This is a genomic window from Pseudomonas sp. MF09150 (assembly GCF_059862355.1).
On record NZ_JCBCUS010000002.1, the window covers coordinates 320194 to 345644 of the forward strand.

Below are 25451 nucleotides of genomic sequence, written 5' to 3' on the forward strand. Positions count from 1 at the left end.
AACGGAATGTCTTCCCTGCTTCGCGCAACCTTGATCGTTCTGGCGCTGCTGACCACGGTCTCCTGCACCAGCAAACGCATGTACACCCCGAACCGCGTCATCCCGGCGACCATCACCGCCGACCAGGACCAGGTCAAACAGGCCATCCTGAAAAACCTGGTGGCCCGCAAGTGGGAGGTGCAACGCATCAGCCCCGGCCTGATCCAGGCGCAGATCACCGTGCGCCAGGAATTCCATGCCGAGATCGACATCGAGTACTCGGCCAGCTTCTACAAGATCGTCTACCGCGACAGCCGTGACCTGGACTACAAGGACGGCAAGATCCACAAGAACTACATCCGCTGGGTGCGCCTGCTGGATAAGGGCATCCTGCGCGAGCTGCGTGACAACCAGAACGAACGCACCGCGCAACAGCTGTCCGACGCGGCCCAGGCCATCCCTGCGCCGAACTGATCTGTAGCCGTCGCCCCAGGGCGGCGGCTGCACCTTTGTGCTTTGCCCCCCTTAGACGTCAAGGAGACCACCATGCAAATCAAGACCCTGGCCGCGGCCGCCACCCTGCTGCTCGCTACCCTGCCCGGCATCAGCCAGGCCCGTGACACCGCGCTGTACCTCCCATTCGACAAAGTCGTCGCCGAAGCCATTGCCACCGGCAAGATCGACGGCAGCGTCAAGTTCTACCTGGCCGGCAACAAGCCGGCGGGCAAGGTCTCGGTCATCAGCCCGGGCGCCGTGACCAACAAGAAAACCAACGCCTTCAACAAATCTGACGAAGTGGCCTGCGAATGGGCCCTGCAGTCGGCGCTGATCACCCTGCACCAGGCGGCGAAAAAAGTCGGCGCCAATGCCGTGACCGACATCGCCAGCTTCTACAAAAGCAACGAACGCAAAGACGCCAAGACCTACGAGTGCCACGCCGGCGCCGTCATGGCCGGCGTAGCGTTGCGCGGCGACCTGGCCAAAGTGCAGTAAGCCAAGCCCCTGCTGCATCCAGGGCGCCTCAGGGCGCCCTTTCTGTTGCTGCCGCCAGCCAAAGCAACCACGGCGGCTGTGAGGGCCAGCGCAGCCTCGGGCCTCGGCAGCGGCTACGGCGCGGGGCAAATCCCGGTCTACACTCGCAACAGCGAGCTGACCCATTGCAGCCGGCGCGAACTGCGAGGTGACCGTCACGGCGTTTGTCCAAACGCATTCCGGGCCGGCGGATGATCGCGGTTCTCCTTCAACGTCAAGGAGCTGACCATGCCTATCAAAGCCCTGTTCGCCGTTGCCCTGCTCAGCCTGCTGCCCGACACCGGGCACGCCACCAACCTGCTGTACATGCCCTTCGAGAAAGTCGTGGCCGATGCGATCCGCGCCGGACGCCTGGACGGCAGCGTGCAGTTCTACCTGGCCGGCAACCAGCCGGCAGGACCGATGCGCCTACTGGTAAGCGACGTCGCCACCAACAAAAAGACCAACGGCTTCAACAAGAGCGACAACGACGCCTGCGAATGGGTGCTGCAATCGGCGTTGATCACCTTGCAGGCCGCTGCCAAGAAGGCCGGGGCCAACGCCGTGACCAACATCGTCAGTTACTACAAGCACCAGGTGCGCAAGGACCTCAACACCTACGAGTGCCATGCCGGAGTGCTGATGGCCGGCGTGGCGTTGCGCGGCGACCTGGTGCGGCTGCAATAACCTGCCGGCCGGCGATCAGGCCCGCCCTGCCAGGCTTTCGGTCTTGCGCGTGAGCAATTCGACAAAGGCCTTGGCCATCGGCGAAGCCTGATCGGTGCGCTGTACCAGCCATACCGCCGACACCGCTTCCGGGTCCAGCAGCCGGCGATAGACCACGCCGTCGATGCGCATGCGCTGGTACGACGCCGGCAACACCGAGACCCCAAGCCCGGCCGCCACCAGGCCGATGATGGTCATGGCCTCGCCCGCCTCCTGGGCAAAATGCGGGGTGAACCCGGCATCACGGGCCAGGCTCAGCAGTTGCGCGTACAGGCCGCTGCCATAACTGCGCGGGAAGAACACAAACGGCTCATGGGCCAGCGCCGACAATGGCAGGCCGTCCTCGCTGCCCGTCACCAGCGGGTGCTTGGCACTGAGGACCGCCACCAGCGGCTCGCGCAGCAACTCCACCACGCTCAAAGAGTCAGGCAGCGGCAAGGGTCGCATCAGGCCGACCTGGATCGACTGGTCCACCAACGCATCCGCCACCTGGGTGCTGCTCATCTCCCGCAGGTTGAGGTGCACCGCCGGGAAGCGCTGGCGAAAGGCGAAGATCGCCTGGGGGATATTGGAATTGAAGGGCGCCGACGAGGTGAAACCGATCTTCAGTTCCCCCAACTCCCCCAGTTGCGCGCGACGGGCCACATCGGCGGCTTTATCCACCTGGGCCAGGACCAGCCGTGCTTCTTCGAGAAACAGGCGCCCGGCCTCGCTGAGTTCGACCCGACGGTTGGTGCGCTCGAACAGCCGCGCCCCGATCTCCTGTTCCAGTGCCTGGATCTGCTGGCTCAACGGGGGTTGGGAGATCCCCAAGGCCTGCGCGGCGCGGCCGAAATGCAGCTCTTCGGCCACCGCGATGAAGTAGCGCAGATGACGCAATTCCATAAAGACTCCATTAGGTCGTACAACCTATCAAACAGGTCGAACAATATATTGGAAAGAATCATTAGCCAGCTATATGCTTTTTTCCATTGCCTGACCGGCTGCGCATCCCCCCTGAGGTCCCCGTGAAATCTGCCGTTGCTCCACTTGCCCAAGAAATACCCGCTCCCGCCCTCGACGACGTTCTCCCTTTGCGCAGTGACATTTACATCGAACACGGCACGCCGATGTTCATGCGTACCGTGCTGGCCCTGTTTGCCGGCGGCTTCGCCACCTTTGCCCTGCTGTACTGCGTGCAACCGATGATGCCGCTGCTGTCCAAAGAGTTTTCCATCAATGCGGCCCAGAGCAGCCTGATCCTGTCCGTTGCCACCGGCATGCTGGCGGTCGGCTTGCTTATCACCGGCCCGATCTCCGACCGCGTCGGCCGCAAGCCGGTGATGGTCGCGGCGCTGCTGGCCGCGGCCGCCTGCACCATGGCCAGCGCCCTGATGCCAAGCTGGCAGGGAGTGCTGGTGATGCGCGCGCTGGTGGGGCTGTCGCTGAGCGGCCTGGCGGCGGTGGCCATGACCTACCTGAGCGAAGAGATCCACCCGCAGCACATCGGTCTGGCCATGGGCCTGTACATCGGCGGCAACGCCATCGGCGGCATGAGCGGGCGGCTGATCGTCGGGGTCCTGATCGACTTCGTCAGCTGGCACACAGCGATGCTGGTGATCGGCGGGTTGTCCCTGATCGCGGCGGCGGTGTTCTGGAAGATCCTCCCCGAATCACGCAACTTCCGCGCCCGCTCGCTGCACCCGCGCAGCCTGCTGGACGGCTTCACCATGCACTTTCGCGACGCCGGCCTGCCCTGGTTGTTCCTTGAAGGTTTCCTGCTGATGGGGGCCTTTGTGACCCTGTTCAACTACATCGGGTACCGCCTGCTGGCCGAGCCCTATCACATGAGCCAGGCGCTGGTCGGCCTGCTGTCGGTGGTTTACCTGTCGGGTATCTACAGCTCGGCAAAAATCGGCGCCCTGGCCGACCGACTCGGCCGTCGCCGCGTGCTCTGGGGCACCATCGTGCTGATGCTGGCGGGCATCGCCCTGACCTTGCTGCAACCCCTGGCGCTGGTACTGGCGGGCATGCTGCTGTTCACCTTCGGCTTCTTCGGCGCGCACTCGGTGGCCAGCAGCTGGATCGGCCGCCGCGCCCTCAAGGCCAAGGGCCAGGCCTCGTCGCTGTACCTGTTCAGCTACTACGCCGGCTCCAGCATCGCCGGCACCGCCGGCGGGGTGTTCTGGCATCTGGGGGGCTGGAATGGGATCGGGCTGTTTATCGGGGCGTTGCTGGTGGGCGCGCTGCTGATTGCCATGAAGCTGTCGAAACTGCCGCCACTGGCCACCCAGTGATCTGAAACGCCCCTGCCGGCGATCGGGTTCGGCGCGTAGAGCGCCAGGACCCGATCGCCGGCATGGGCAACTGCATCTGAGAAGGTGGGCCGAGTTACTGGACGATTTCCACCAGGTCGACATCGATCTCGCGCTTCATCAGGCTCTTCTCGACTTCACCGGTCAGTTTGACCCGGGTCTTTTCGTTGAACGCCACGGGCGGCAGGTCCTCGTCATCGATCTCGACGGTGATGGTGCCGCTGGCATCCTTGAATTCGTACTTGTCGTCATTGTTCAACTTCTTGGTCACGTGGCCCTGCAATACCACCGGCGTGTCGTCTGCGGCGTCGTTGGCCGCGGCAACGGTGGTGACCGCGTGCGCGCCCGGGCCGGTGTAACCGACAGCCAGAGCAGCGGTGCTGAACAGCGGAGCAAGCAGCAGAACGAGGTAACGGGTTTTCATGGCAGTGATCCAGTGTGGGTTTCGATGGAGCCAGGTTAACCAGTGATGCTGAATTGAAACTTAATCCACCGATCGGTTTACCCCGCCCATAAAAAAGCCCGGCACTGGCCGGGCGTTTTTTAGCGGATGACGCTTACTCGTGGTACTGCGCCGACAGCTCATGCACCGCACGCAGGAAGGCGCCGGCGTGTTCCGGATCGACTTCCGGGGTGATGCCGTGGCCGAGGTTGAACACGTGGCCGCTGCCTTTGCCGTAGCTGGCGAGAATGCGCCCGACTTCAGTGCGGATCGCTTCCGAGTTGGCGTAGAGCACGGTCGGGTCCATGTTGCCTTGCAGGGCGACTTTGTTGCCGACGCGCTCACGGGCGTTGCCGATATCGCAGGTCCAGTCCAGGCCCAGGGCATCAGCGCCAGCGTCGGCGATGCTTTCCAGCCACAGGCCGCCGCCTTTGGTGAACAGGATCACCGGAACCTTGCGCCCCTCGTGCTCGCGGATCAGGCCGCTGACGATCTTGCGCATATAGGCCAGGGAGAACTCCTGGTAGGCCGCCGCCGAGAGGCTGCCGCCCCAGCTGTCGAAGATCTGCACCGCTTGCGCGCCGGCCATGATCTGGCCATTGAGGTAGGACGTCACCGACTGCGCGAGCTTGTCCAGCAGCAAGTGCATGGCTTGAGGGTTTTCGTAAAGCATGGCTTTGGATTTGCGGAAGTCTTTCGACGAGCCGCCTTCGACCATGTAAGTCGCCAGGGTCCAAGGGCTGCCGGAGAAACCGATCAGCGGTACACGGCCATTGAGCTCGCGACGAATGGTGCTGACCGCATCCATCACATAACCCAGGTCCTTGTGCGGATCCGGAATCGGCAGGGCTTCGATATCGGCCAGGGTGCTGACGACTTTCTTGAAGCGCGGACCTTCGCCGGTTTCAAAATACAGGCCTTGGCCCATGGCGTCGGGGATGGTCAGGATGTCGGAGAACAGAATCGCCGCATCCAGCTGCGGATAGCGGTCCAGAGGCTGCATCGTGACTTCGCAAGCGAACTCCGGGTTCATGCACAGGCTCATGAAGTCACCGGCCTTGGCACGGCTGGCGCGGTATTCAGGCAGGTAGCGCCCAGCCTGACGCATCATCCACACCGGGGTGACGTCTACGGGTTGCTTGAGCAGGGCACGAAGGAAACGGTCGTTCTTCAGGGCAGTCATGTCGGCATCCGGAAAAAAAGTGGGGGCATTTTCTCAGAGCGCGACGCAAAAGGCACGGCAAGAGCCGTTTCTTTATGTCTATGGGGGCAATTTGTCACAGAGGGGAGCAGCTGCAAGCTGCAAGCGCAAGCTTCAAGAGAGAGACTGTATCGCCTCTGACTTGCCGCTTGCAGCTTGCCGCTGGCGTCGTCAGACGCCCAGGTAATCGAGGATCCCTTCGGCCGCATTGCGCCCTTCGAAGATCGCCGTCACCACCAGGTCAGAACCGCGCACCATATCGCCACCGGCGAAGATTTTCGGGTTGCTGGTCTGGTGTTTGTACTGGGCCTGTTCCGGAGCCACGACGCGGCCCTGGCTGTCGGTCTGGATGCTGAACTGCTCGAACCAGGGTGCCGGGCTCGGGCGGAAACCGAAGGCGATGACCACGGCGTCGGCCGGAATGATCTCTTCGGAACCCGGGATCGGCTCGGGGCTGCGGCGGCCACGGGCATCCGGCGCGCCGAGACGGGTCTCGACCACCTTCACGCCTTCGACCTTGTCTTCGCCGACAATGGCGATCGGCTGGCGGTTGTAGAGGAACTTCACCCCTTCTTCCTTGGCGTTTTTCACTTCCTTGCGCGAGCCCGGCATGTTCGCTTCGTCACGACGATAGGCGCAGGTCACCGACTTGGCGCCCTGACGGATCGACGTGCGGTTGCAGTCCATCGCCGTGTCGCCGCCGCCCAGGACCACTACCCTCTTGCCTTTCATATCGACGAAATCTTCCGGCGACTTTTCAAAGCCCAGGTTGCGGTTGACGTTGGCGATCAGGAAATCGAGCGCGTCATGCACGCCTGGCAGGTCTTCACCGGCAAAACCGCCTTTCATGTAGGTATAGGTGCCCATGCCCATGAACACGGCATCGTATTCGGCGAGCAGTTGCTCCATGGTCACGTCCTTGCCCACCTCGGTGTTGAGGCGGAACTCGATACCCATGCCGGTGAAGACTTCGCGGCGATTGCTCAGCACGGTCTTTTCCAGTTTGAACTCGGGGATGCCGAAGGTCAGCAGGCCGCCGATTTCCGGGTTCTTGTCGAACACCACCGGGGTCACGCCGCCGCGCACCAGAACGTCGGCACAGCCCAGGCCTGCCGGGCCGGCGCCGATGATCGCGACGCGCTTGCCGGTCGGCTTGACCTTGGACATGTCCGGACGCCAGCCCATGGCGAAGGCGGTGTCGGTGATGTACTTCTCCACCGAACCGATGGTCACCGCGCCAAAACCGTCGTTAAGGGTGCAGGCACCCTCGCACAGCCGGTCCTGGGGGCAAACGCGGCCGCAGACTTCCGGCAGGGTATTGGTCTGGTGCGACAGCTCGGCGGCCTGGAGGATGTTGCCCTCGGCCACCAACTTCAGCCAGTTGGGAATGAAGTTGTGCACCGGGCACTTCCATTCGCAATACGGGTTGCCGCAACCCAGGCAGCGATGGGCCTGGTCGGCCGAATGCTGGGGTTTGAACGGTTCGTAGATTTCCACGAACTCTTTCTTGCGTTGACGCAACAGTTTCTTCTTCGGGTCTTTACGCCCGACTTCGATGAATTGGAAGTCGTTATTCAGACGTTCGGCCATTATCAAAACCTCTTAGCAGCAGCTCGAAGCTACAAGCTTCAAGCTGCAAGACAATCACGTGTGCAGGCATATCGCGCACTGCTGTTAACTTGCGGCTTGAAGCTTGCCGCTTGCAGCTGCGTCGTTATTGCGGGTTGGCACGAGTACTGGTGAGCAGAGATTTCAAGCTCGCCGCCTTGGGTTTGACCAGCCAGAAACGACGCAAGTAGTCATCGAGGTTCTCGGCAAGGTTACGCCCCCACTCGCTGTCGGTTTCCGCGACGTACTCGTCCAGCACACGTTGCAGGTGGCTGCGATAGGCCTCCATCGCTTCGCCGCTGATCCGCTGGATTTCCACCAGTTCGTGGTTGACCCGGTCAACGAAGGTGTTGTCCTGGTCGAGCACGTAGGCGAACCCGCCGGTCATGCCTGAGCCGAAGTTGTAACCGGTCTTGCCCAGTACGCAGACGAAACCACCGGTCATGTATTCGCAGCAGTGATCGCCCGTGCCTTCAACCACGGTGTGGGCACCGGAGTTGCGCACCGCGAACCGCTCGCCGGCCGTACCTGCGGCAAACAGCTTGCCGCCAGTGGCGCCGTACAGGCAGGTGTTGCCGATAATCGCGCTGTCCTGGGTCTTGTACACGCTGCCTTTGGGCGGAACGATCACCAGCTTGCCGCCGGTCATGCCCTTGCCCACGTAATCGTTGGCGTCGCCTTCCAGGTACATGTTCAAGCCACCGGCGTTCCATACGCCGAAGCTCTGGCCTGCGGTGCCCTTGAAGCGGAACGTGATCGGCGCCTTGGCCATGCCCTGGTTGCCGTGGAGCTTGGCGATTTCACCGGAGATCCGCGCACCGATCGAACGGTCGCAGTTACAGATATCCAGGGCAAAATCGGCGCCGCTGAGGTCGTTGATGGCCGACCTCGCCATGTCGACCATCTTCTCGGCCAGCAGGCCTTTGTCGAACGGCGGATTGCGGTCCACCTGGCAGAACTGCGGTTTGTCGGCCGGAATGTGATCACTGCCCAGCAACGGCGTCAGGTCCAGGTGTTGCTGCTTGGCGGTCTGGCCTTCGAGGATTTCCAGCAGATCGGTACGCCCAATCAGCTCTTCGAGGGAGCGCACGCCGAGCTTGGCCAGCCACTCGCGGGTTTCTTCGGCGACGTAGGTGAAGAAGTTCACCACCATGTCGACGGTGCCGATGTAGTGATCCTTGCGCAGTTTCTCGTTCTGCGTCGCCACGCCGGTGGCGCAGTTGTTCAGGTGGCAGATGCGCAGGTATTTGCAGCCCAGGGCGATCATTGGCGCGGTGCCGAAGCCGAAGCTTTCGGCGCCGAGGATCGCGGCCTTGATCACGTCGAGGCCAGTTTTCAGGCCGCCGTCGGTCTGCACCCGGACCTTGCCGCGCAGGTCGTTGCCGCGCAGGGTCTGGTGGGTTTCCGCCAGGCCCAGCTCCCACGGAGCGCCCGCGTACTTGATCGACGTCAGCGGCGAAGCGCCGGTGCCGCCGTCGTAGCCGGAGATGGTGATCAGGTCGGCATAGGCCTTGGCCACGCCAGCGGCGATGGTGCCAACGCCGGCTTCCGCCACCAGCTTGACCGAGACCAGCGCCTGGGGATTGACCTGTTTCAGGTCGAAAATCAGCTGCGACAAGTCTTCGATGGAATAGATGTCGTGGTGCGGCGGTGGCGAGATCAGGGTCACGCCCGGAACCGCATAGCGCAGCTTGGCGATCAGGCCGTTGACCTTGCCGCCTGGCAGCTGGCCGCCCTCACCGGGCTTGGCACCCTGGGCCACCTTGATCTGCAGCACTTCGGCGTTGACCAGGTACTCCGGGGTGACACCAAAACGACCGGTGGCCACTTGCTTGATTTTCGAGCTCTTGATGGTGCCGTAACGCGCCGGGTCTTCGCCGCCTTCACCGGAGTTGGAACGCGCACCCAGGCGGTTCATGGCTTCGGCCAGGGCTTCGTGGGCCTCGGGCGACAGTGCGCCGAGGGAGATCCCGGCGGAATCGAAGCGCTTGAGCACCGACTCCAGGGGCTCGACTTCGCTGAGGTCGAGCGCGGTATCCAGGACCTTGACCTTGAACAGGTCGCGGATCATCGACACCGGGCGGTTGTCCACCAGCGCCGTGTATTCCTTGAACTTGGCGTAGTCGCCCTGCTGCACAGCGGCCTGCAGAGTGTTGACCACGTCCGGGTTGTAAGCGTGGTACTCGCCACCGTGGACGAACTTCAGCAAACCGCCCTGCTGGATGGCCTTGCGCGGGCTCCAGGCTTCGGCTGCCAGGGCTTTCTGCTCGGCTTCGATGTCGACAAAGCGCGCACCCTTGATGCGGCTCGGTACGCCACGGAAGCTCAGCTCACAGACTTCCTCAGACAGGCCGATGGCCTCGAACAACTGCGCACCGCGGTACGAAGTGATGGTCGAGATACCCATTTTCGACAGGATCTTGAGCAGGCCCTTGGTGATGCCCTTGCGGTAGTTCTTGAACACCTCGTAGAGGTCGCCCAGCACTTCACCGGTGCGGATCAGATCGCCCAGCACTTCGTAGGCCAGGAACGGGTAGACCGCCGAAGCGCCAAAACCGATCAATACCGCGAAGTGGTGCGGATCGCGGGCAGTGGCGGTCTCGACCAGGATGTTGGAGTCGCAACGCAGGCCCTTTTCGGTCAGGCGGTGGTGCACCGCGCCAGTGGCCAGGGAGGCGTGGATCGGCAGCTTGCCCGGTGCGATATGACGGTCGCTGAGGACGATCTGGGTGCGGCCGGAGCGCACGGCTTCTTCAGCCTGATCGGCCACGTTGCGGATCGCCGCTTCCAGGCCAAGGCTTTCGTCGTAGTTCAGATCGATGATCTGACGCTCGAAGCCCGGGCGGTCGAGGTTCATCAGCGAACGCCACTTGGCCGGGGAAATGACCGGCGAGCTGAGGATCACGCGCGAGGCGTGTTCCGGCGACTCCTGGAAGATATTGCGCTCGGCACCGAGGCAGATCTCCAGCGACATGACGATGGCTTCACGCAGCGGGTCGATCGGCGGGTTGGTGACCTGGGCGAACTGCTGGCGGAAATAGTCGTACGGCGTGCGCACACGCTGGGACAGCACGGCCATCGGCGTATCGTCGCCCATGGAGCCGACCGCTTCGTAGCCCTGCTCGCCCAGTGGACGCAGCACCTGGTCGCGCTCTTCGAACGTGACCTGGTACATCTTCATGTACTGCTTGAGCTGGTCGACATCGTAGAAAGCCGAACCGTGGTCGTTGTCTTCCATGGTCGCCTGGATACGCAGGGCGTTCTTGCGCAGCCATTGCTTGTACGGATGGCGGGACTTCAAGCGGTTATCGATGGCGTCGGTGTCGAGGATCTGCCCGGTTTCGGTGTCCACGGCAAAGATCTGACCCGGGCCGACACGGCCCTTGGCGATCACGTCTTCAGGCTGGTAGTTCCAGACACCGATTTCCGAAGCCAGGGTGATGAAACCGTTCTTGGTGGTGACCCAGCGCGCCGGGCGCAGACCGTTACGGTCGAGCAGGCACACGGCATAACGGCCGTCGGTCATGACCACGCCGGCCGGACCGTCCCACGGCTCCATGTGCATCGAGTTGTACTCGTAGAACGCACGCAGGTCCGGGTCCATGGTCTCGACGTTCTGCCACGCTGGCGGAATGATCATCCGCACGCCACGGAACAGGTCGATGCCGCCGGTGACCATCAGCTCCAGCATGTTGTCCATGCTGGAAGAGTCGGAACCCACGCGGTTGACCAGCGGGCCGAGCTCTTCGAGATCCGGGATCAGGTCGTTGGCGAACTTGGTGCGACGGGCCTGGGCCCAGTTGCGGTTGCCGGTGATGGTGTTGATCTCGCCGTTGTGGGCGAGGAAGCGGAATGGCTGGGCCAGCGGCCATTTCGGCAGGGTGTTGGTGGAGAAGCGCTGGTGGAACACGCAGATCGCGGTTTGCAGGCGCGGGTCACCTAGGTCTGGATAGAAGGCGGCCAGGTCGGCCGGCATCATCAGGCCTTTATAGATGATGGTCTTGTGGGAAAAGCTGCAGATGTAGTGGTCGGTGTCGGCGGCGTTGGCCACCGAGGAGCGACGACGGGAGCTGAACAGCTTGATCGCGAAATCCTGATCGCTCAAGGACTCGCCACCGATAAACACTTGTTCGATCTGCGGCAGGCGCTCCAGGGCCAGGCGGCCGAGCACGCTGGTATCGATTGGCACTTTGCGCCAGCCGATCAATTGCAGGCCGGCAGCCAGGATCTCGCGGTTCATGTTCTCGCGAGCAGCCTGGGCTTTTACCGGATCCTGGTTGAAGAACACCATGCCCACGGCGTACTGCTTGGGCAGGTCATTGCCGAAGTGTTCCTTGGCGATGGCGCGCAGGAACAGATCGGGCTTTTGCATCAGCAGACCGCAACCGTCGCCGGTCTTGCCGTCTGCGTTGATCCCACCGCGGTGGGTCATGCAGGTCAGGGCCTCAATGGCCGTTTGCAACAGGGTATGACTGGGTTCGCCCTGCATATGGGCTATCAGGCCGAAACCACAGTTATCCTTGAATTCATCTGGTTGGTACAGACCTGCTTTCATAGACACTTTCTCACCAGGCTGCCTCTTGTTCGAGGCAAATTTCTTTTCAATTCAACCCGTTACCATCCGCGCCGAACGTACGCCAGCTTTGCGGGGGCAAAAGGGAGGTCATTGTACACACCGACACAGACGCTCACAAATTTGGCGACGAAATGTCGCAAATCTATGTCGCATTTATGAAAGGTTTAAAGCGATACGCTGTGCTAGTCAAAATATTTTTAATGTTGACCGCTACGACTCAAAAGCCACTGTGACGCAGACACCACAAGGCACGCGGCCTGGAAGGCAGCATGCCCGTGTGATTTTTTTTGAGGTGCCGGGAGAGGCGGCCTGGGTAAGGCCGCCGAATCTTCAGCGAGTTGTTGCCAGTTCTTGTTGGACGCTGGCGACAGTGCGAGGCCAAGGTTTACCAGCCTGAACCTTCGCTGGCAAGGCTTTGATGGCGTTTACAGCTGCATCACGGCTGGAGAAGTTGCCGTAAGTGATCACGTAAAGCGGCTTGCCGTTGAGGACTTTCTTGAAATAACGGTACTCGCCACCCTGCTCCTTGACGAAGCTCTGGGCTGCGGTTTCCGAGCTGGTGCCGAGGATCTGCACCACGTAGTTGCCCGGCGCCTGGCCGGCGTACCAACTGCCACCGGCGGCCTTGGCCACCACCACTGGTTTCTCGACAGGTTTGGCAGGCGCAGCCGGTTTGGCGGCGGCGACCGGTTTCTCTGCGGGCTTGGCAGCAGGTTTGGCGGTGGCGACCTGGGTCGGTGCCGGGGTCGGACGCGCGGCCGGAGTCGGCGCCGGGCCCGCTGCCATGCCGCTAGGCGGCGCGGTGGTGGTCACGGTCGGTGGCGTGGCGCTGGAGCCTTCGACCGGCACGCCATCGTCGCCTTCGCTGATGCCACCTGCCGCCTCGGCCAGAGGGCCGCGCATGACCGGTTGCGACTGGCCTACCAGCGGCAGCGGCATTGGCTGCGAAGAGCCGGCGAATTCGACCGCCGGGCTTCCACCACTGTTAGGTGTCGGTTTCTGCCCCAGGGGCAGCTGCGCTTGTTCAGTAGCAGGTGCGCCGGTCGCCGGCGCTTTGCTGCGACCCGGCATCAACCAGGCAGCGGCCACCGCGACAACCACTACTGCGGATATCGCCAATACGTGTTTCTTCGGCATGTTGAACCCCATACTTGGACGCTTGACCGCTGAGCGGCTGGCAATCATGGCTTCGATCATTGCATCGCGAGCGACCTGGTTGATGTTGCCAGGCCAGCCATCGGAGCTTTCGTGAATATCAGTGATCTGATCCGCAGAGAAAAGTTCGATCCCCTGGCCTGCCCCCTCAAGACGCTGGGCCAGGTATTCGCGGGTTTCTTCTTCGCTGTAGGGCTGCAATTCGATGACGTGGAAGCGCTCTTCCTCGGTGCTCAATTGCTCCAGGGCGGCAATCAGCGACGACTCGCCAAACAGGAACACATGTGGCCGACCTTCCGGCGCGCCAGCGGCCAGGGCCAGCAAGGCTTCCAGGGCTGACTCGTCGAGTTGCTCGGCATCATCCACCAGCAGATAGACTTCCTGGCCAGTCAGTGCCAGTTGCACCACCTGGGACAGGATCGGCCCGACCTCGGCCTGGGCCACATTCAACGCCTGCGCCACCTGGCGCAACACGCCGGCCGCGTCGCCGGCGCCACGGGCGGAAACCACCACGCTCTGCACCGATTGTTTGTTGGTGCTGGCCACCAGGGCCTGGCGCAACAGGGTCTTGCCACTGCCTTGGGGGCCGGTAACCACCAGCAACAACTGGCTATAACGCGCCAGGTGATGCAACTGGCCCAACACCGGTTTGCGTTGGGCAGGGAAAAATTTGAAACCAGGGACCCGCGGTGCAAAAGGGTCGTGGCTTAACTGGTAATGGCCGAGGAAAGCCTCGTCGGCGTGCAAACTAGTCATGGGGATCTTATTAACCTTTAAGCTGAGCCAGAACGCGGTAATCCGCTCCCAGCGTGGCCTGTAAAACCTCTTTCGGATAATCGTCGGTCACTACGGCTTCGCCCATGCGGCGCAATAGCACCAGACGCAAACGACCGTCGATCACTTTCTTGTCAATTGCCATATGTTCGAGAAAATCCGCTTCGGTCATCTCTTCAGGGGGGATGACCGGCAAGCCAGCGCGCTGGAACAGGCGAATGCCGCGGTCGCGTTCCTGGGCGGAAATCCAGCCCAGGCGCGCGGACATTTCGAGGGCCATGACGGTGCCCGCAGCCACCGCCTCGCCATGCAGCCATACGCCATAACCCATGTGGGTTTCGATGGCGTGGCCAAAGGTGTGGCCCAGGTTGAGCGTGGCGCGTACACCGGACTCACGTTCGTCGGCGCCGACCACGGCCGCCTTGGCCGCGCAGGAGCGTTCGATGGCGTAAGTCAGCGCTTGTTGGTCCAGAGCTCGCAGCCGGTCGACGTTTTCTTCAAGCCAGGTGAGAAACGGCTCATCGCAGATCAGCCCGTACTTGATCACTTCCGCCAGGCCTGCCGATAGCTCGCGCGGCGGCAAGGTGTTGAGACTGGTGGTATCGATCAGCACCACATTGGGCTGATAGAACGCCCCAACCATGTTCTTGCCCAGCGGATGGTTGATTCCGGTCTTGCCGCCGACCGAGGAATCCACTTGCGACAGCAGGGTGGTGGGAATCTGGATGAAGTCGACACCGCGCTGATAGCAAGCTGCGGCAAAACCGGCCATATCGCCGATAACCCCGCCACCCAGGGCGATGACGGTGGTCCGCCGATCATGCCGCGCGGTCAGCAGGCCGTCGAAAATCAGCTGCAGGGTTTCCCAGTTCTTGAAGGCTTCGCCATCCGGAAGAATCACCGAGATCACGGAAAACTGCCCGAGGCTGCGGGTCAGACGCTCAAGGTACAGCGGCGCGACAGTTTCATTGGAAATGATCGCCACTTGCCGCCCGGCGATATGCGGTACCAGCAGCTCAGGTTGATCCAACAAACCTTCGCCAATATGAATCGGGTAGCTGCGCTCGCCCAGGTCGACCTTAAGTGTCTGCATGTGTCCCCACAGTGAAGATGGAAGCAGGCGCCGAGCCCTGTATAAACGGCTGGCATTGCCTGGTGTTCTGACGCTCTCTGATGGCTCTACGCCACGACCTCAGGCGGTCAAAGCGCGACGCCGAGGATAGCGCATTTCGCTCGGCGCATTAACGGGGAGGAAGCTGCTGCAAGCGCTCCAGTATGTCCAGAACCACCATTCGCGGCGGCCGCTCATCGGTTTCCACCACCAGATCGGCGATTTCCCGATAAAGCGGGTCGCGGATCGTCAGCAGGTCGCGAAGGGTTTTCGCCGGGTCGGCAGTGCGTAGCAGCGGACGGTTGCGGTCCCGTGCGGTACGCCCCACCTGCTGCTCCACCGAAGCATGCAGATAGACCACGCGCCCGCCTTCGTGCAGGGCTCGACGATTGGCTTCACGCATGACCGCGCCGCCGCCGGTGGCCAGAACCACGCCGTCGGATCCACAGAGTTCGGCAATCATCGCCTGCTCGCGGTCACGAAAGCCGGGCTCGCCTTCCTTATCGAAGATCCACGGGATATTGGCGCCCGTGCGCAGTTCAATTTCCTTATCGGAATCTTTGAATGGCAGGCGCAGCTCTTTGGCCAGCAAGCGACCGATGGTGCTTTTTCCAGCCCCCATCGGCCCAACAAGAATCAAATTTCGCACAGAATCAACGACTCACAGCAATCGCCTGGTTATTCATGATACGCGGAGTGAGAAATACCAGCAGCTCGGATTTTTTCTCCGACACCACGTCACGCCGGAAAAGGCGGCCAAGATACGGCACATCGCCAAGAAATGGCACTTTATCTACAACCTTGCTTTGCGTATTCGAGAAAACCCCACCGATGACGATCGTCACCCCGTCGTTGACCAGAACCTTGGCGTTGACCTCGTTTTTCCTGATGGGCGGCACATCCTGAACCCTGTTGAGGTAGTCCGGCTCATCCTTGGTGACCTTGACCTCCATGATGATGCGGTTGTCCGGGGTGATCTGCGGCGTCACCTCCAGCGATAACGAGGCCTCCTTGAACGCCACCGAGGTGGCGCCGCTGGAGCTGGCCTCCTGGTAGGGAATCTCGGTGCCCTTGAGGATCTTGGCGGTTTCCTTGTCGGAAGTGACCACCTTGGGTTGCGAGACAATTTCCCCGTTGCCGGTCTTTTCCATGGCGGTCAGCTCCAGGTCGAGCAGCACGTTATCGGTGATGTAGGCGATGCCGATCCCCGAGGTGTTGGCCACCGCCCCCAGGTCGACGAAGGGCGCGTTGCTGCTGGTGCTGCCCGGCGTGCCGATGGTCGACGAACCATTGGCACCGTTCTGTACCCCGGAGGCATTCCAGTTGCCCTGGTTCTGCACCGAGCCACCCCAGCGCACGCCCAGGCTTTTGTCGTAGTCGACGTTGGCTTCGACGATGCGCGCCTCGATCATTACCTGGCGCACCGGGATATCCAGCTGCGCCACGATCCGCCGCAGCTCGTCGAGGCGCTCCTGGGTCTGGTAGGCAATGATGTTGTTGGTCCGGTCATCGACCGTGATCGAGCCTCGTTCGTCGGCCTTTTCTTCAACGCTGGTGACCGACTGGAACAGCTTGGCAATATCCGCCGCCTTGGCGTAGTTGACCTGCAACAGTTCCCGACGCAGCGGCGCCAGGTCTTCCAGCTGCTTCTGCGACTCCAGTTCCTGGCGTTCACGGGCGGCGATTTCATCCGCCGGCGCCACCAGCAGCACGTTGCCGATCTTGCGCTGGTCCAGCCCCTTGGTCTTGAGCACCAGGTCCAGCGCCTGATCCCAGGGCACATTTTGCAGGCGCAAGGTAATGCCGCCCTGCACCGTATCGCTGGCCACCAGGTTGAGCCCGGTGAAATCGGCGATCAGTTGCAACACGGAACGCACTTCGATGTTCTGGAAATTCAGCGACAGCTTTTCACCGCTGTAGGCTGGCGTCGCTGCACGTTTTTGCCGGTCTTTATCATTCAGGGGACGAACGCTGACCGTCAGCAGACGGTCGGTCTGATAGGTCGAAAAATCAAATTCGCCGCCGGCGTCGATGCTGATGGTCACCTGATCGGCTTTGGCCGTGGCGTTGACGAACTGCACCGGGGTGGCGAAATCCTTGACGTCGAGGCGCACACGCTGCCGCTCGGGCAATTGGACCCGGCTGAACCTGAGGACGATCTTGCCGTCCTGGCGCTGGACGTCCGCGCTGATGCCCGGGTCGGACAAGCGGATCTGCACATTGCCTTCGCCACGATCGCCACGCTGGAAATCCAGGCTGTTGATGGCGCGCCCCTGGGCGGAGGCATCCTGGGTCTTGGGGCTGGCAGCGAAGGCCATGGGCGACAGCAGCGCTATCCATAGCGCGGTGCCGAAGGCTGAAAGAATCCTGTTCATTATTCGAGTTCCACTAAGAGTGCTCTTTCAAGGGGATCGTCCGTGGTCGCTCCAGCCAGGCTCCCGCTCCATCGGGAACAATCTCGACCACCTCGATCTGTGAATCGCTGATAGCGATGACTCGGCCATCGTTGCGCCCCAGGTAGTCACCGACTTTCAGCCGGTACACACCACCCGCACCGCGCAGCAATGCAAAGGATCCGGAAGCATTGGAAAGGGTCCCGACCATCTCGAACTGTTCAATGCCGAACCCTTCGAGAAACTGCTTCACCCGGGCCGGGTCCGGCGCCACGTTGCTCGAACCCCGAAGTCGTCCCGCCGGATCGACCCTGAGTGGCGGCTGGAACGGGCTGCGCAACGACGCTGCGTCATAGGTGAATGATGGGTAAGACCGGATTGCCGGCGTTGGTTCAATCTGCGCCGGCGGCTGCAGGCGCATCTGATTCATGTAGGCGTCCAGATCACTGAAATCATCGCGGCCATCGCAGCCGCTCAAACTGCCGCCCAGCATCACCATCAGGCCCCACTGCCGCACGTTCATCGCTGCGACTCCTGGCCGTTGTAGCGATAGGTCCGGGCCTGGATGCTCATGCGCAACCGGGAGCCGTCGCCCGCCGCCAGCGGTTTGATCTCGAAATCATGCAGGGTCACGATGCGCGGCAGTCCGGAGACACCGCTGACGAAGGTTGCCAGGTCATGGTAGGCACCGATCACGGTGATCTGGATCGGCAGCTCGATATAGAACGGCCGCGTCACCTCCGGCAGCAGTTTGATCTCCTCGAACTCCAGGCCACTGCCCAGTCCGGTCCGGCTGATGTCTTCCAACAGGCCGGGCACCTCGGTATCGCTGGGCAGTTGCCGCAGCAAGAGCCCGAAGGCGTTCTGCATGACATGCAGCTGCTCGCTGTAGCGCTCAAGGTTCGCAGCCTGGCGGGCCTTGCTGGCGAACTGCTGCTTGAGCTGCACCTCCTCCCCGCGCTTGTGCTCCAGTTGTTCCAGCGAACCGCTGAGATAAAGGTTGTAGCCCGTCGCCAGCACCACCAGCAGCACCAGACCGGCCACGGCCGTCTTGACCGTGATCGGCCAGGAGCCAATGTTGTGGGTACCCAGCTCGCCCCATTCCGTTTTGCGCAACGCGGCAAACCAACGGCTGATGCTCACTGCTGGTCCTCCGGCGCGGCAGCCCGGGTCTGACGCACGCTCAGTTGGAAGCGGCTGGCCTGGTTCGCACCTTCGGCCGCCGTTCCCTTGACCTCGCCAAGCACCGGCGCGTCAAACCACTCGGAGCGGTCCAGCTGACGCATCAGCTCGGAGATCCGGTCATTGGACTCGGCGGACCCGGAGATCGCCAGCGTAGTACCCACCTGGGAGACGTCGGTGAAATACACCCCGTCAGGCAGGGTCCGCACCAACTGGTCGAACACCCGCGCGCTGATCGAGCGGTTACCTTGCAGGTCCTCGATGATCTTCATCCGCTCCATCAGTTGCTGGCGATGGGCCTTGAGTTCGTTGATCTGCACGATCCGCTGATCGAGGTGGGCGGCCTGCTGGCTCAGGTGGTTATTGCGGGCCAGTTGTCGCTCGATCGCGGCATCAATGTAGCGCTCGGCCACCAGCACCACGGCCAAGCCGCCCACCAGCACTGCGCCCAGGGTCAGGAAAAAACGCTTGCGCCGCGTCTCGCGCAACTCTTCGCGCCAGGGCAACAGGTTGATCCGCGCCATCAGTCGAGCCCTCGCAACGCCAGGCCGCAGGCAATCATCAACATCGGCCCGTCACGCTGCAGGGCCAACGCATCGACCTTGTCACCGATGACCATGCCGGCGAAGGGATCGGCCAGCCGAACCGCAACACCCAGCTCCCGGCCCAAGACCTCCGCCAAACCCGGCAACCCGGCACTACCGCCCGCCAGCAGCAGGTCATCCAGCGCCCGAGCCTGGGGCGATTCGGCAAAGAACTGCAGGGAACGTGCGACCTGTTGCACCAGCTCCTGGCAAAACGGCTGCAGGACCTGATCGGGGTAGTCGTCCGGCAAACGCCCATCATGCTTCGCCCGCTCGGCCTCATCGGCCGACAGGCCATAACGCCGCTGGATGGCTTCACTCAACTGGCGCCCGCCAAACAATTGTTCGCGGCTATAAATGACTCGACCGTCGTGCAGCACGCTGAGTGTGGTCATACTGGCGCCGATATCGACCAGCGCCGAAGTCCGCCCCGGCACCGCGACCTGCAACGCCAGGACGCGCTCGAGTGCGGCGACCTCGATATCAACCACCCGCGCCGTCAGTCCCGCCAGCGCCAGGACCGCTTCCCGCGCCTCGACGTGCTCCTTGCGACAAGCCACCAGCAGCACGTCCACCTGGTCCGGGTGGTGCGCAGAACAGCCCTGGACCTCAAAGTCGATGGCGACCTCGTCCAGGGGGTAGGGAATATATTGGCCGGCCTCGACCTTGAGCTGGTTTTCCAACGCTTCGTCGGAAAGTCCGGCGGGCATCTGGATAAGTTTGCTGATGACTGCCGATCCGGCCATCGCCACCGCTGCGCCCTTGCCGAGCGAATCGGCCTTGAGCACTACTCGCGAGAGGGCCTGCCCGACCACCTCAAGCTCGGCGATCCGCTTCTCGACCACCGCACTGTGAGGCAGCGCCTCCACGGCGTAGGCCTCGACCCGGTGGCGATCGCCGACGCGGCTCAATTGGACCAGCTTGACCGAGGTGGAGCTGATATCGATTCCCAGGAGGGAACTCGTCTTTTTACTGAAGAGTCCTAGCACTACCCATTCCCTATGACTTTCCGTGAGTTACGGACTCCCTAATGCCCATTGCGTTCAATCACCGCGCCTTGACAGACCGGCAAATGACGCCCTTGGCGGAAAATGCTTATAATGCCCAGCGTTTTTTTCCGCTTTGCCTGCCGCGTGGGTCGATCCCATTTACCGTGAATACTTGCCGTGAATGCCCTGACGCCTAATTCATTCCTTTCTCTGGAAATCCAAAAGCCTTGATTCGTCTGCTGAAGTTTTTCGGGTGGTCCATCGTCGCTGTGTTCTGCGGGCTGCTTTTGGCTCTGTCCGGCGCGTTTCTCTATCTTAGTCCTGGGTTACCGTCCGTAGAGGCGCTCAGAAGTATCCAGTTGCAGATTCCCCTCCGGGTCTACAGCAGCGACGGCAAGTTGATCGCAGAATTCGGCGAAATGCGCCGTACACCGATACGTTTCGCCGACATTCCCCCCAACTTCATCAATGCGTTACTAAGTGCTGAAGACGACAACTTTGCTAACCATTACGGTGTTGACCCCAGCAGCCTGATGCGTGCCGCGACCCAATTGGTCAAGAGTGGCCACATCCAGTCGGGCGGCAGCACCATCACCATGCAGGTCGCAAAAAACTTCTTCCTGACCAGCGAACGCAGCTTCTCGCGCAAGACCACGGAAATCCTCCTGGCCCTGCAGATCGAACGCCAGCTGACCAAGGACGAAATCCTTGAGCTGTACGTCAACAAGATCTATCTGGGTAACCGTGCCTACGGCATCGAGGCGGCGGCGCAGGTGTATTACGGCAAATCGATTCGTGACGTGAGCCTGGCGCAGATGGCGATGATTGCCGGCCTGCCCAAGGCGCCGTCGCGCTTCAACCCGCTGGCCAACCCGGCCCGCAGTAAGGAGCGGCGCGACTGGATCCTGGGCCGCATGTACAAGCTCGGCAAAATCGACGAAGCGGCATACACCACCGCGATCAACGAGCCGCTCAACGCCAGCTACCACGTACCGACCCCCGAAGTTAACGCACCGTACATCGCCGAAATGGCCCGTGCCGAGATGGTCGGGCGCTACGGCAGCGACGCCTACACCGAAGGTTTCCGCGTCACCACCACGGTGCCGAGCAACCTGCAGGAAATGGCCAACACCGCCGTTCATGAAGGCCTGATCAGCTACGACCAGCGTCACGGTTACCGTGGCCCGGAATCCCGCCTGCCCGGCAAGACCCAGGCAGCCTGGGCCTCGGAGCTGACCAAACAACGTCCTATCAGCGGGCTTGAACCCGCCATCGTCACCCAGGTCGACAAGACCGGCGTGCAGGTCCTGACCCGCACCGGTGAAGAGCATGTGAGCTGGGACAGCATGAAATGGGCCCGCCCTTTCCTTAACACCAACAGCATGGGCCCGGCGCCCAAGCAGCCATCGGACGTGGCCCAGGTCGGTGACCTGATCCGCGTACAACGCCAGGCTGACAACTCGCTGAAATTCAGCCAGATCCCCGTGGCCCAGGGCGCCCTGGTGTCCCTGGACCCACAGAACGGGGCCATTCGGGCACTGGTTGGCGGCTTCGCCTTCGAGCAAAGCAACTACAACCGCGCCATGCAGGCCAAACGCCAGCCCGGATCGAGCTTCAAGCCGTTCGTCTATAGCGCTGCCCTGGATAACGGCTACACCGCCGCCAGCCTGGTGAACGATGCGCCGATCGTGTTCGTCGACGAATACCTGGATAAGGTCTGGCGTCCGAAAAACGACACCAACACCTTCCTCGGCCCGATTCGCATGCGCGAAGCGCTGTACAAGTCGCGCAACCTGGTATCGATCCGCCTCCTGCAAAGCATGGGGGTCGACCGCACCATCGACTACATCAGCAAGTTCGGCTTCAACAAGCAGGACCTGCCACGCAACCTGTCCCTGGCCCTGGGCACCGCGACCCTGACCCCGATGGAAATCGCCACCGGCTGGAGCACCTTTGCCAATGGCGGCTACAAGATCTCGCCGTACATCATCGACAAGATCGAAAGCCGCAACGGCGAGAACCTGTTCACCGCCAACCCGCCCAGCGTGCCCAACAGCGTCAGCGCCAGCAGCGGCATCGCGGCGCCAAGCGAGCAGACCTTCACCGTCAACCAGGTTGGCGGCGAAAACCCGGCTCAGCCAGTGGCCCAGACCCCGGCCGTTGCCGAGCGGATTGTCGACGGGCGCACCACCTACATCCTCAACAGCATGCTGCAGGACGTGATCAAGCTCGGCACCGGGCGCCGCGCCCTGGCCCTGGGCCGCACCGACCTGGCAGGCAAGACCGGTACCACCAACGAGTCCAAGGACGCCTGGTTCTCCGGCTACAACGCCGATTACGTGACCACCGTGTGGACCGGCTTCGACCAGCCTGAAAGCCTCGGCCGCCGCGAATTCGGCGGCACCGTGGCCCTACCGATCTGGATGAACTACATGGGCGCCGCGCTCAAGGGCCGGCCACCACACACCCAGCCTGAACCGGAAGGCATCCTCAGCCTGCGGGTCGACCCGGTCAGTGGCCGCGCCGCCACCCCAGGCACGCCAAACGCCTACTTCGAGCTGTTCAAAAGCGAAGACAGCCCACCGTCGGTCAACGAACTGGGCAACGGCAGCGTGCCGGGCAGCCCACTGCCAGCCGACGAATCAGCGCCAGCCGATTTGTTCTAAGGGGGCAGCGGCGAGCTTTTAGTTTCAAGCGGCAAGAGAGAAGCAGTACGCACTGCTTCTTGCCGCCTGTAGCTTGCAGCTCAAAACGCCCATAAAAAAACCCGGCTCAAAGGCCGGGTTTTTTATGCGCTGCTGTTAACCGTTGAACACGTCATCCACGCTTTTCAGCGGGTAGTTCTTCGGATACGGCAGGGTCGCTACGCCAGTCTCGATCGCGGCATTGGCCACGGCATCGGAGATCACGGTGATCAGGCGGGCGTCCATTGGTTTCGGGATGATGTACTCACGACCGAATTCCAGCTTGATGCCGCCGTAGGCGTCGCAGACTTCCTGTGGCACTGGCAGTTTGGCCAGTTCACGCAGGGCGTTGGCTGCGGCGACTTTCATTTCTTCGTTGATGCGCTTGGCGCGAACGTCCAGGGCACCACGGAAGATGAACGGGAAGCCCAGTACGTTGTTGACCTGGTTCGGGTAGTCGGAACGACCGGTGGCCATGATCACGTCGTCACGAGTGGCGTGGGCCAGCTCAGGAGCGATTTCCGGATCCGGGTTCGAGCACGCGAACACGATCGGGTTGGCGGCCATCGACTTCAGGCCTTCAGCGCTCAGCAGGTTCGGGCCGGACAGGCCAACGAACACGTCAGCGCCTTGCAGGGCGTCAGCCAGGCTGCGCTTGTCGGTAGCGTGGGCGAACACCGCCTTGTACTGGTTCAGGTCGTCACGGCCGGAGTGGATCACGCCGGTACGGTCAACCATGAAGATGTTTTCGATATTGGCGCCCATGCTCACCAGCAACTTCATGCAGGAGATGGCCGCAGCGCCTGCACCGAGGCAGACGATTTTCGCTTCAGGCAGGGTTTTGCCAGCGATTTCCAGGGCGTTGATCATGCCGGCCGCAGTAACGATCGCGGTGCCGTGCTGGTCATCGTGGAATACCGGAATGTCGCACTGCTCGATCAGAGCACGTTCGATCTCAAAGCACTCAGGTGCCTTGATGTCTTCCAGGTTGATGCCACCGAAGGTGATGGAGATACGCTTGACGGTGTCGATGAAGGCTTGCGGGCTTTCGGAGTCGACTTCGATGTCGAACACGTCAATGCCGGCGAAACGCTTGAACAGCACGCCCTTGCCTTCCATGACTGGCTTGGAAGCCAATGGACCGAGGTTACCCAGGCCGAGAATCGCGGTGCCATCGGAAATGACTGCAACCAGGTTGCCCTTGCCGGTGTATTTGTAGGCCAGTTCAGGATCGCGGGCGATTTCGCGTACTGGTTCGGCTACGCCGGGGCTGTAGGCCAGCGACAGGTCGCGAGCGGTAGCAGTGGCCTTGGTGAGCTCGACACTCAGCTTTCCTGGACGAGGATGGGCATGATATTCGAGAGCGGCAGTTTTCAAATCAGACATGTGGGCATTCCGCTTTTTACTGTTGGACAGACGGACCGCCGAGGATACGCGTGTCGCAAAGTCCCTACAAGACTGACCAGTCACCCCTGTCAAGGGCCCTGGCATACGACTTTGGCCCAAGAGCCACGGAACACAAGGCCTACAACTGTTCACAATCCAAATAAAAAATGTCTACAATTTTTATTTATCAGAACATTCCGAGCATCGTTGGGTCGGTCAGCGGCAACATCCAGCGAGCCTGACCAGGCTTGACCGGTGCTTTTCGCGCGCGATCCACGACCCAGCCCCGCGCCTCGATTTCCCGACCCTGGAGGCGATCCAGCAGCGAAGCATCGAAATTCGCCAGCAGTTTGGGCGCAATGTGCAATACAACCGAACCCTGCAACTCAATCCAAACCCCACCGCGATTGCGTTGCACCTTGCTCACACGCCCACTGAGCACGGCAAAGCCCGAGGCCCTGATCTGCTGCGCTTTCAGTACAGATGCCTGGCGCCACAGGCCCAGCCGAGCCTGGCGCGCGCTGTCTTCGGCAGCCCGCTGGCAGGACGCCAGGGCGACGTTGGGCGCAATCGCAATCTGATAGGCCAGGCCCTCGGCCAGCAAACGCGCGGCCAGGTTACTGCCATCGGCACCGTAGACGTAGGCCAGGGTCCGGCCGTAACGGTCGCTGGTCTCGGCCCCGAGCCGCAAGCCCACTCGCCCTGCGCCTTGCTTGACCAACGCCTGCAAACGCGCACGCGCCGCCACCGCGAAGGGCTCGGCAGGACGACCTTGGCGCGCCAGCTCGGGCGCATTGAGGCCGATCAGGCGCACGCTGCGACCGTCTTTCAGGCGCAGGGTGTCGCCATCGACCACGCGCTGCACCACGGCCGGCGTCAGGCCGCTGGGGGTTGGGCAAAATGCCTGGGCGGCTGTCAGCCAAATCGCAGACACAAAAAAGGCGCCCACCAGGGACGCCTTTTTCATCAGCGAGGAAAGGCCGTATTGGCTTTCCAGAACGATCAGCCTTAGGCTTTTTTCGTTGCGCCGAAAGCACCGAAGCGCGACTTGAACTTGTCGACACGGCCGCCAACGTCCAGAGTTTTTTGCTTACCGGTGTAGAACGGGTGGCACTCGTTGCACACGTCCAGGCTCAGAGGCTTGGCCAGGGTGGAGCGAGTTTCGATGACGTTACCGCAGCTGCAAGTAGCGGTAATGGCTTCGTATACTGGATGGATATCGGCTTTCATGGTGTCTTCCTCAGGCTAGCGTGCCGCCACCCAACACTATTGTTGAATACCGCACGTAATTAGGCCGCGGATTCTACCAGAGCGCGTCAATCACGCAAGCTGTCCCTTACACCGGTCGTCTGCTAG

20 protein-coding genes and 1 pseudogene are annotated in these 25451 nt (G+C 61.9%); 5 read left to right on the forward strand and 16 right to left on the reverse strand.

Annotated elements, in window-relative coordinates; translation table 11 throughout:
- The first annotated feature begins 6 nt into the window (after nucleotides 1-6).
- The 3 genes from AC19YX_RS10950 (at nucleotide 7) to AC19YX_RS10960 (ending at nucleotide 1677) form a co-directional block, all read left to right on the forward strand.
- Complete coding sequence (locus AC19YX_RS10950; RefSeq protein WP_078469466.1) at nucleotides 7-453, forward strand: hypothetical protein; 447 nt, start codon at nucleotides 7-9, stop codon at nucleotides 451-453.
- A 72-nt stretch (nucleotides 454-525) separates the two neighbouring features.
- Nucleotides 526-972 carry an excinuclease gene (locus tag AC19YX_RS10955; RefSeq protein ID WP_078469465.1) on the forward strand — a complete coding sequence of 149 codons (447 nt, stop codon included), beginning with the start codon at nucleotides 526-528 and terminating at the stop codon, nucleotides 970-972.
- A 267-nt stretch (nucleotides 973-1239) separates the two neighbouring features.
- Nucleotides 1240-1677, forward strand: coding sequence for an excinuclease (locus tag AC19YX_RS10960; RefSeq protein WP_500606238.1), 438 nt, complete (start codon nucleotides 1240-1242; stop codon nucleotides 1675-1677).
- A 15-nt stretch (nucleotides 1678-1692) separates the two neighbouring features.
- On the opposite strand, the gene AC19YX_RS10965 is transcribed toward AC19YX_RS10960, so the two are convergent.
- Nucleotides 1693-2601: a LysR family transcriptional regulator gene (locus AC19YX_RS10965; RefSeq protein WP_500606239.1), complete on the reverse strand. Its 909-nt coding sequence runs from the start codon at nucleotides 2599-2601 to the stop codon at nucleotides 1693-1695.
- A 155-nt stretch (nucleotides 2602-2756) separates the two neighbouring features.
- Between AC19YX_RS10965 and AC19YX_RS10970 the strand changes: the two genes are divergently transcribed.
- On the forward strand, nucleotides 2757-3992 hold the full coding sequence (locus AC19YX_RS10970; RefSeq protein ID WP_500606378.1) for an MFS transporter: 1236 nt from the start codon (nucleotides 2757-2759) through the stop codon (nucleotides 3990-3992).
- Nucleotides 3993-4086: 94 nt separating this feature from the next.
- Here the strand turns inward: AC19YX_RS10970 and AC19YX_RS10975 are convergent, their stop codons facing one another.
- The 12 genes and pseudogenes from AC19YX_RS10975 to AC19YX_RS11030 form a co-directional block, all read right to left on the reverse strand.
- Nucleotides 4087-4434: a YgiW/YdeI family stress tolerance OB fold protein gene (locus AC19YX_RS10975; protein ID WP_078469462.1), complete on the reverse strand. Its 348-nt coding sequence runs from the start codon at nucleotides 4432-4434 to the stop codon at nucleotides 4087-4089.
- A gap of 133 nt (nucleotides 4435-4567) precedes the next feature.
- The gene (gene hemE / locus AC19YX_RS10980) at nucleotides 4568-5635 is read right to left on the reverse strand and encodes a uroporphyrinogen decarboxylase (protein WP_500606240.1); all 1068 of its coding nucleotides are present in this window, start codon (nucleotides 5633-5635) and stop codon (nucleotides 4568-4570) included.
- Nucleotides 5636-5824: 189 nt separating this feature from the next.
- Nucleotides 5825-7243 (reverse strand): FAD-dependent oxidoreductase, encoded by a 1419-nt coding sequence (locus tag AC19YX_RS10985; RefSeq protein WP_078469460.1) that lies wholly within the window; start codon nucleotides 7241-7243, stop codon nucleotides 5825-5827.
- 124 nt (nucleotides 7244-7367) lie between these two features.
- Nucleotides 7368-11816, reverse strand: a complete 4449-nt coding sequence (gene gltB / locus AC19YX_RS10990) for a glutamate synthase large subunit (RefSeq protein ID WP_078469459.1) — start codon at nucleotides 11814-11816, stop codon at nucleotides 7368-7370.
- Between the two features lie 351 nt (nucleotides 11817-12167).
- A complete protein-coding gene (locus AC19YX_RS10995; protein WP_201129131.1) occupies nucleotides 12168-13748 on the reverse strand; it encodes an AAA family ATPase in 1581 nt (526 codons plus the stop codon).
- Nucleotides 13749-13758: 10 nt separating this feature from the next.
- Nucleotides 13759-14859, reverse strand: a complete 1101-nt coding sequence (gene aroB, locus AC19YX_RS11000) for a 3-dehydroquinate synthase (RefSeq protein WP_500606241.1) — start codon at nucleotides 14857-14859, stop codon at nucleotides 13759-13761.
- Between the two features lie 148 nt (nucleotides 14860-15007).
- A complete protein-coding gene (aroK, locus tag AC19YX_RS11005; protein WP_078469456.1) occupies nucleotides 15008-15526 on the reverse strand; it encodes a shikimate kinase AroK in 519 nt (172 codons plus the stop codon).
- Nucleotides 15527-15530: 4 nt separating this feature from the next.
- Nucleotides 15531-17153, reverse strand: a pseudogene (locus AC19YX_RS11010) (type IV pilus secretin PilQ); the annotation flags it as partial.
- A 112-nt stretch (nucleotides 17154-17265) separates the two neighbouring features.
- Entirely contained in the window at nucleotides 17266-17793 is a 528-nt protein-coding gene (locus AC19YX_RS11015) for a pilus assembly protein PilP (RefSeq protein WP_078469454.1), read from the reverse strand.
- Nucleotides 17790-18413, reverse strand: coding sequence for a type IV pilus inner membrane component PilO (locus AC19YX_RS11020; RefSeq protein WP_500606242.1), 624 nt, complete (start codon nucleotides 18411-18413; stop codon nucleotides 17790-17792). Before AC19YX_RS11020 ends, AC19YX_RS11015 begins: the two co-directional genes overlap by 4 nt.
- On the reverse strand, nucleotides 18410-18976 hold the full coding sequence (locus AC19YX_RS11025) for a PilN domain-containing protein (protein ID WP_201129127.1): 567 nt from the start codon (nucleotides 18974-18976) through the stop codon (nucleotides 18410-18412). Before AC19YX_RS11025 ends, AC19YX_RS11020 begins: the two co-directional genes overlap by 4 nt.
- Nucleotides 18976-20025: a pilus assembly protein PilM gene (locus tag AC19YX_RS11030; RefSeq protein WP_500606243.1), complete on the reverse strand. Its 1050-nt coding sequence runs from the start codon at nucleotides 20023-20025 to the stop codon at nucleotides 18976-18978. The genes AC19YX_RS11025 and AC19YX_RS11030 overlap by 1 nt, the downstream gene beginning before the upstream one ends.
- A gap of 230 nt (nucleotides 20026-20255) precedes the next feature.
- Here AC19YX_RS11030 and AC19YX_RS11035 point away from each other — a divergent pair, with 230 nt between their 5' ends.
- A complete protein-coding gene (locus AC19YX_RS11035) occupies nucleotides 20256-22691 on the forward strand; it encodes a penicillin-binding protein 1A (RefSeq protein WP_500606379.1) in 2436 nt (811 codons plus the stop codon).
- A gap of 135 nt (nucleotides 22692-22826) precedes the next feature.
- Here AC19YX_RS11035 and AC19YX_RS11040 read toward each other — a convergent pair whose 3' ends face one another.
- The 3 genes from AC19YX_RS11040 to rpmE form a co-directional block, all read right to left on the reverse strand.
- Nucleotides 22827-24095: a malic enzyme-like NAD(P)-binding protein gene (locus AC19YX_RS11040; protein ID WP_500606244.1), complete on the reverse strand. Its 1269-nt coding sequence runs from the start codon at nucleotides 24093-24095 to the stop codon at nucleotides 22827-22829.
- 187 nt (nucleotides 24096-24282) lie between these two features.
- The gene (locus AC19YX_RS11045) at nucleotides 24283-25062 is read right to left on the reverse strand and encodes a thermonuclease family protein (RefSeq protein WP_500606245.1); all 780 of its coding nucleotides are present in this window, start codon (nucleotides 25060-25062) and stop codon (nucleotides 24283-24285) included.
- Nucleotides 25063-25103: 41 nt separating this feature from the next.
- A complete protein-coding gene (rpmE, locus tag AC19YX_RS11050) occupies nucleotides 25104-25325 on the reverse strand; it encodes a 50S ribosomal protein L31 (RefSeq protein ID WP_011058815.1) in 222 nt (73 codons plus the stop codon).
- Nucleotides 25326-25451: the final 126 nt, after the last annotated feature.